Genomic DNA, 8238 nt, shown 5'->3' on the forward strand with positions numbered 1-8238 from the left:
CGACTCATTGGGCGATCTAACGCCCAGCGAGTACCGTCAACGAGTCGCCGGAAGTTCTACTTTTGAAGTGTCTACTTGACGGGGAAGCTTACGAAATGGTTCGACTAGAATGACTTCGCGCAACCAGCTAGCGGGAAAAGGCGTTCGCCTAGCTATTTCGGGCTGCGGTGAAGAGGGTGGGATCGAAGCCACAGGTCATTAAGGGGTGCGCCGAGGTAATCACTAGTTAGTGCGATTGGACGCGATCGCTAGGTTGCGTGTGGAATTTTCCTAATGCGTGATACGAGTCTCGTCCAGGAATGTTGAAGTAGGTGATCAGCTCCGGAGTTCTTTATCGCGAATGGCGTCAAATAATTGACGAGTATTTCCGATGCCGCATCGATAAATCAAACGAGCAGCTGGTACATACGTTTACCAGAATCTATGTCTTCCATTTGTCTTTCAGTCGAGCTATGTTCTGCAGCAGGTGTTCCGCAGGGGGAAGTTGCTGCGGTTCAATACACGAATTGCCGATGCGGTGGAAATGCGAGACGTCTCATCGAAGGGTCGATGGAACTGATGCTTTTCGACAGAGAAGCGGTTCTGCAGCGGCTTGCGTCATTGAGCACAGAGTCGGATCGTTCTTCTCAAAAGAATATACGCCAAGTTGCCGTTGTAGCGTCTTCTTGCCACGCGGAAACTGCTCCTTTCGCAGCATACTAGGCAACTTTACAGAGATAAGATTCAAAGGCTATCAGTTCTTCCGCTTCTAGCCGAGCAGAGCTTAGGCGCCATCGTTTAACAGTATCTTAGATTTAGGATGTCGCAGAAGCAACGACGATACATTTCAGCTAACGATTTTTACAGGAAGCAACATGGGGAATAAATTCCTTCTGAGGACTTTTTTTTACCTCATTTTCATGTCGGGGATAATGAGTCTGGTATTAGAGCCTGCTCTAGCAGCAGGTCCTTACTTGACTACAGTAGAAGATGTATTTGCCCGTCTTCGAGACTCTAAGGGGCAAGTTACATCTTCCTCCAGCCTTGGTGACACTGTTGACCCATATACAGGAGATCTATCATTCCGCCATATCGACTTGAAGCTGACGGGTGCCGGTCCTGCGATTTCGATTGAGCGTACCTTCGATGTGACCTCAAGGCAAGCTTGGGATTGGCAACACGAACTGCCTTTCGCCGATTGGGAGTTGGCAGTTCCTAGAATAGACAGCAATGTAGTTCTGAAAGGCGGATGGCAAGTGGAAGGTGCATCTCCATATTCGCGCTGCTCGAAATATGGGCCAGCGAAGACCATCACTTGGGGAGGAAGTACATATCGTAGCGATAGGTGGTGGTTTGGTGCTTTCTTGAGCGTGCCTGGCAATGCGCGCCAAGAATTGATGATTCGAGAGCCGTCTAATACCTTCGTCCCAATGCAGTCTATCGCTGGCGCCATCGGTGGATTCAACATTGTCACCGGAGATAATTGGGCGATTACTTGCTTGCCCACAGTAAAAAACGAATCGCAAGGTGAAGGATTTCTTGCGGTTTCTCCTGATGGGACTAAATATTGGTTTGACTGGATGGTGTATTCAAAGCAATCGACTATGCCAAACGCGTGGCCTGTTACATATTTTGCGTTGGTGCCGAGGAGCAAGGCTTCGTTGCTCGCTACCCGTGTAGAAGATCGCTTTGGTAACTACATTACATATAGCTATACAGAGGATAGGCTGACAGGAATCAGCGCGAGTGATGGGCGGGCTGTCAGCATCTACTGGAACAACAATGCACCGCACCGTCAGATCCAAAGAATAGTTGCAAACGAAGGAAAGATTTCTCAGCAAACTTGGACCTACAGTTATTTCCACCAGAATGATGTTCGAACATCGTTGACTGGGGTGACGCAGCCGGACATGAGTGGATGGATAATTAATCTTAGACAAATAACAAACACTTGCGGCGGGGCTAATGAGCCCGAGCCGTACTGTTCATTCAACTATGAAGACAATGGAAGGGTTGGGCAGATTACTGCGCCATCTGGATTGACGGGAATGTATCGTATTAAGGGTGTGGCAGGTGCAAGAAATGAGGCTTACACGGTCGCTTCTCCTCCGGTCAAATATGCTGTTGCCGATCCCGCTGTGCAAGAGTTGGATCCCATCTATCTTGATTGGACGGCTTTTGACGACAGTCCACATGTTGTAGAAAAACGTCTGGCAGGACCTGGGATCAACGAGCAGGTAACTCGCTATTGGTACAAGTATTCGGCTACGGAGATGAAGGCATATACGATGCATCCTGATCTCTCTTTGAATATCCAGTACATGGATGCCGCATGGAGAAGCCCAACGGAAGGGAAGCCGTTGCGTGTTGAGTATTACAGCCCGCTGAGCGCCGTTCCAACATGGCCAGCGCTGCCTAATCCTATTTACGCTCCCATCAGAACTGATACATATCAGTTTGGCAGCCACCCAAAAAGAATCGGTTCAGTACCACGCGCGTATGCAAATACGTACGCAATGGAGTACTACTGGCCATTGAAGAAGCGCACTATCTATCAGGATGGTGTGACGTTTATTGCAGAAGTTACTTCTTTCGATGCTATTGCGCGACCGCTTTCGATAATAAACTCGAACACTAACCTCAGCACCAAGATTAACCAAGTGGAATACCATGATGATCCGACGCTATGGGTGTTGGGACAGGTCAAGCGGGCCTTAGTCGACGGCGTTGAAGCGTCGCGGACGGACTATGGCTGGAAGGCCTTGCCCTGGAAGACTTATAGTTTTGGGAAGTTGCAAGAAACGCTTTCGTTTGATGCAGCTTCTACTGTTGCCAGCGGTCAGCTCGGCACACTCAGTGCCATCATAGATGGCAATAACAATGTCACCGCACTGAGCAGTTGGAAACGCGGCGTTCCGCAGTCCATCCGCTTTGCCGATGGCGTTACCCAGTCGGCCGTTGTCAACGATGCCGGCTGGATTACCTCCGCGACCGATGAGAACGGCTCTAAGACCTGCTACAGCCACGATGAGATGGGTCGCGTCAAGCTGATTACCTATTCCTCGGAGACTCAGGCGGGGGTGTGCGATGCATCGGCGTGGGCTCCCGCCACCATCAGCTTTACGGGTGGGCACGCCGCCGCCTACGGCGTACCTGCCGGCCACTGGCGGCACACCATACTGACCGGTAATGCGCGAAAGACGCTCGTGTTCGACGCCCTCTGGCGTCCGGTGGTCGAACAGACCATGGATCTGGGTAACGTCGGCGGCACTCTCTCGGAGGTCATCAAACGTTACGACCCGAAAGGCCGTCTGCAGTTCCAGTCCTATCCGATGAACACCGGTGGGCAGGCGAATTACGCCGATACCGCGCTCAAAGGAGTCCGGACGACCTACGACGCATTGGACCGCGTCACGGCGGTATCGCAAGACAGCGAGCACGGACCGCTGACCACGTGGACGGAATACCACGCTGGTTTCAAGACCAAGGTGATCAACCCGCGGGGAACTCAGGTCGTCACCGAGTATCAAGTCTTCGACCAGCCTTCCACAGAAGCGCCCGCTGGTATTACGGTCACCGATGGCGCCCTAACGGCGGTCACCGAGATTGAGCGCGATGTCTTCAGCAAGCCGGTCAGGATCACCCGCCGCAATGCGGACGGCAGCCAGCGGATCGATCGACGCTATGTGTATGACGGCTACCAGCAGCTTTGCAAAACCCTCGAACCGGAAACCGGTGCAACGGTCATGGATTACGATCCGGCGGGCAACCTGCAATGGAGTGCGGCGGGATTGGCACTGTCGAGTACGACCGACTGCGAAACTGTGGCCGCACGCGATTCCGGGCGCAGGACGATACGCCACTACGATGCCCGCAACCGCTTGTCGGCCTTGTACTTCCCGGACAGCAACGGCAACCAGCGATGGGCGTATTGGCCTGACGGATTGGTTAAGCAGATCACCACCGCCAACGCGGGCGTGACGACGTACAACAGCTATGCCTACAACAAGCGACGGCTGCTGACCGGCGAAAGCCTGGGCCACGCCGACGATGAAGCCTGGGCAGTGGGCTACGGCTACAACCCTAACGGGCATCTGGCGGGCATCCGCTATCCGTCCGGGCAGACCGTCGCCTTGGCCCCCAACGCGTTGGGACAAGCCACGCAAGCGGGCAGTTACGCCACCGGCGCGAGCTACTACCCGAACGGGGCCATCAAGCAGTTCACCTACGGCAACGGCATCGTGCACACGATGACGCAGAACGCCCGCCAGCTGCCCGATACCAGCCGGGACGCGTTCGGCGCCACCGCGGTCCTCCAGGACGGCTACGACTACGACCATAACGGCAATGTGGCGGCGATCACCGATGGGGCGACCGGCCGCAACCAGCGTGGCAACCGCACCATGATCTATGACGGTCTGGACCGGTTGACCCAGACCGTCTCGCCGATGCTCGGCACTGCCCGCTACGGCTATGACGTACTCGATAATCTGACCCGGACGGTGGCCGCCGGCCGTGACCAGTACTACTGCTATGACGGCAACTGGCGATTGACCAACTTGAAGCTGGGCAGCTGTAGCGGCAGCACAGTGATCGGTCTGGGCTATGACGAGCAAGGCAACCTGGCCAACAAGAACGGTCAGGGCTTCACGTTCGATTACGGCAATCGCCTGCGCGAAGCAACCGGCAAGGAAACCTACCGCTACGACGGTCATGGCCGGCGCACCCACGCCACCCACAGCACAGGGACAATCCGGTCGATGTACGACCAGTCCGGGGTGCTGCGGTATCAGAAGAATGCGCGCAAGACTACCGCGACCGATTACATCCAGCTCGGCGGCAGCCTGGTCGCCGAAGCCGAATGGCCGATCGGCCAGATGCCCGCGACCAAGGACTACGTGAACTGGTCGGGCGTGAGCGGAACAGTGCGCTACGTGGTCGAGGAGAGCGTGGACGGCACGACCTGGGCCTCCGTCTACGAGGGCGCCGACCTGACGTGGACGTCGCTGGCCCGGCCGAAGGGGACTTATGCGTACCGGGTGCTGGCCTGCAACGCGGCGGGCGTCTGCACCACCGTCAGCAACGTCACGCATGACCAGCGACCGGCCTTCAACATCGTGCCGATGCTGTACCAGATCCTGCTGAGCTGACCGGTCGCCGGTCAATTACGACAAAACATTTAAAGAGAAAAACATGAAAACACAGAACGTACTGAATCGCGCCAAAGCCATGCAGGTAGCGCTGCTCATGGGAGGCGGGTTGCTGCTGGCCGGGCAGGCCGCTGCCCAGTCATTGTCGCCACCGTCCATGGAGATCGGTGGCCCAACGCCCCCAGCCACCACCACACCGACCAGCGCTACCCAGGCGACGGTCATGTCGACCGCGGCCCTGGAAGTGTTGACAGATGTCTACGTCACTCAGATCGGCACCTACCAGAACAACGCCGATCACTTCATCTGGTTCACCAAGCGGGGGGAGCAATGCGCGTTGGCAACGACACCTGTCCACCGCTTCTCCGATAACCTCGGCAGCGGTGCAGCGCTGCATGCCACCTTGATGACGGCCTTGGTCAATCAGCGGAAGCTGGATGTCCGCGTGGATGGATGTCAGATTTTTGAAGTTTATTTGCGCTAACCGCTTGGATCGTAGAAACCTGATGGTGTAGCCGTGCGGCCAGATTGGGGGGTTCCACGCCGAATGCTTATTGGACCAAGGAGAAAAGAATGCGCAGATTGATGATGGCTTTGGTGGTCTTATTCGCTCTGCCAGCAGCGAGCCAGGAAAAGGAGGTGGCGGTTTCTGACGCCAGCATGGCGGTCGGAGTAATGTCGACTGTGACGGAGACAGAAGTAAGGCATCTTCATTTCATGTCCAGCGGTGCGGTGCTTTTTCACACGACCACGGCCAGGACCGATGTGCCGGCATGTGCGGCAGGTCAGACGACGCGATGGGCGATCGACGCCAACACGGCCGCGGGAAAAGCTCAGTTGGCCGGACTCTTGGCGGCTCACGCGACGGGGAAAAAGATGTCCGTGTTTGGCACCAACACCTGCACCATTTGGGCGGATACAGAGTCGGTCAGCTACCTATTGATGCGTTGAAGAGCGTCGCCCGCGGGTCACGCGGGTCGGGTTTTGGCGAACCAGATCCGAGCGCCCCAAAGGACCAAACAAGGCGCTCCCATCCACTTCGACAGGCCGCGCAGCTGTAACGGCACTCAAACTGAACATCACAGGCAAACTGCGTAAGGAACTCCAAATGGCGACAGGATTGCATAGCGTCACATCAAGGATAGTGAGAGCTGCTGCCACGGCGCTGCTATGGTCGCTGGCGCTGGGCGCCCCCGCCCAAACCGTCCGATACATACACACGGACGCACTGGGATCAGTCGCAGTGGTAACGGACCAGAACCGCAATGTCATCGAGCGACGCGAGTACGAGCCGTATGGATTTCAGCTCACGCCTGTGATCAAGGATGGGCCGGGCTACACGGGCCACGTGCAGGACGCGGTCACCGGGCTGACGTATATGCAGCAGCGCTACTATGATCCGCAAATTGGAAGGTTTTTGTCCATCGATCCAGTTACGGCGCATGTGAAGCCAGGCGCAAATTTCAATCGATACTGGTACGCCAACAACAATCCGTATCGATTTACCGATCCGGACGGCAGATGTCCAATGCCGGGCAGTAGCTTGTGTGGAAAACCCTTAGAAACTATTCAAGCGCAAGATGCCGCGCAGTATCGTGGTGAAACTACCTTGTTAGGGAAGATTGCGGGCTTCGCATTGGATTTTACCCCCTGGTTTGGAGATGTGAAGGGGGTGCTGGAAGCCGTCGACGATCCATCTGCTACTAAGGTCATGGCAGCTGCCATAGGTCTCTTTGGGCCCGTCGGGGACGGTATAGGAAAAGGACTAAAGCACGCCGATGAGATGGAAACAGCTGCAGATTTCTTCGCAGGAACGAGATACAGCGAAAAGGTGTTGGGCCAAATGAAAGCAGGAGATCTCCATTCATTTCCTGAGAGTGTTAAAGGATTTAAGGATAGTGGTGCTGTGAGAAAAATAGTTGGCGGCGATGGAGTTACGCGCGATATGTTGGAAATACCAGGAGAGTACAAGGGGAAAACCGGAAATTTTGAGTTCATGAAGGAGTCTGATGGTGAAATTAATCATCGCTTTTTTAGGCCAGATAGGCAGCAATAATCATGGAAATAATTTGGTCTACGGAGGTTGATGGCATACTGGCGGTGGGTCGGTCGCTAGTTGACATTGGAGTGCGCAACTGGGCTCTTGAGAGACGGGATGCGTTGGAGGCACTCGACAAGTTGTCAGATTTGGACATAGCAGTGTTGGGTGGTGATGTGTATTTGAAGGCAGGAAGTTCACTCACCTTGAGTTATGACAATTGGTATTGCAATTGTAGGGACGCCGAGCCGCAAAGGGAGTTTGTTGTGCGCAGTATTGCCGCGGCAAGAAGCTATATATCAAGATATAAGAGCGAGTCTGCTACGCCTTTTTTTGCGTTGGTTCCAAAGCTATGATTTGACAAGGCTTTGGCCTGCGCCGTCGCCTTTGCTGCCGGGCAGTATCCGCACAACGGGAAGAACTCTCTCGTGGACAGGGCGGGTTCTACCTAAAGATAGAGATGCAATGATATGAGTGTGTCTGCAAAGACGATGGCGCGAATCCTACGATGGATCATCTGGGGGTTTGGCGCTTTTGCTTTACAAAACATTACAAAACACAAAACAAAACAGGGGTCAGAGTACATTTCCTACAGGGGCGGGCGTGGTGTTCTGTGCCCTCACGCGGTGTTGCCTGATCTTGTTGTGAGGGCGTAGCGGGCAAGATGGTCCTCCCAGGGCGGGAGACCGGAAATGCCAAGAATGAAGCGACTGGATTTGGGTGGCGTAGTGCAGCACGTGATACAGCGCGGGAATGACCGCCAAGCGTGTTTTTTCCGGGAAGTGGACTACATACGTTATCTCCAGGACCTTCGCGAGGCGGCACTGAAGCATGGGTGCCAGATCCACGCTTATGTCTTAATGACCAACCATGTGCACTTGCTTGTGACGCCGCTCGCGGCGGGCGCAGTTGCGCGCATGATGCAAGCCGTCGGACGGCGCTATGTGCGCTATATCAACGATTCAATTGGGCGAACCCGTAAGCTTCCCCACCTGGTAGACACCCAATAAGTAGAACTTTCTGGCATGTTTTCACCACCAGGAGGTTCCATGAAGAAGTCGAAGTTCAGCG

6 protein-coding genes are annotated in these 8238 nt (G+C 54.9%); all 6 read left to right on the plus strand.

The window, feature by feature from the left end:
* The first annotated feature begins 854 nt into the window (after positions 1-854).
* The 6 genes from AB6O04_RS20390 (at position 855) to AB6O04_RS20415 (ending at position 8177) form a co-directional block, all read left to right on the plus strand.
* Positions 855-5129: an RHS repeat domain-containing protein gene (locus AB6O04_RS20390; protein ID WP_368566248.1), complete on the plus strand. Its 4275-nt coding sequence runs from the start codon at positions 855-857 to the stop codon at positions 5127-5129.
* 43 nt (positions 5130-5172) lie between these two features.
* Positions 5173-5613, plus strand: a complete 441-nt coding sequence (locus tag AB6O04_RS20395) for a hypothetical protein (protein WP_368566249.1) — start codon at positions 5173-5175, stop codon at positions 5611-5613.
* Positions 5614-5702: 89 nt separating this feature from the next.
* Entirely contained in the window at positions 5703-6080 is a 378-nt protein-coding gene (locus AB6O04_RS20400) for a hypothetical protein (RefSeq protein ID WP_368566250.1), read from the plus strand.
* Positions 6081-6237: 157 nt separating this feature from the next.
* A complete protein-coding gene (locus tag AB6O04_RS20405) occupies positions 6238-7185 on the plus strand; it encodes an RHS repeat domain-containing protein (RefSeq protein WP_368566251.1) in 948 nt (315 codons plus the stop codon).
* A 2-nt stretch (positions 7186-7187) separates the two neighbouring features.
* Positions 7188-7523 (plus strand): Imm40 family immunity protein, encoded by a 336-nt coding sequence (imm40, locus tag AB6O04_RS20410; RefSeq protein ID WP_368566253.1) that lies wholly within the window; start codon positions 7188-7190, stop codon positions 7521-7523.
* A 345-nt stretch (positions 7524-7868) separates the two neighbouring features.
* Positions 7869-8177 (plus strand): transposase, encoded by a 309-nt coding sequence (locus tag AB6O04_RS20415; RefSeq protein ID WP_368566254.1) that lies wholly within the window; start codon positions 7869-7871, stop codon positions 8175-8177.
* The last annotated feature ends 61 nt before the right edge of the window (positions 8178-8238 follow it).

Origin of the sequence: Pseudoxanthomonas sp. UTMC 1351, from assembly GCF_040948865.1 — a bacterium.
Classification (GTDB): Bacteria; Pseudomonadota; Gammaproteobacteria; order Xanthomonadales; family Xanthomonadaceae; genus Pseudoxanthomonas_A.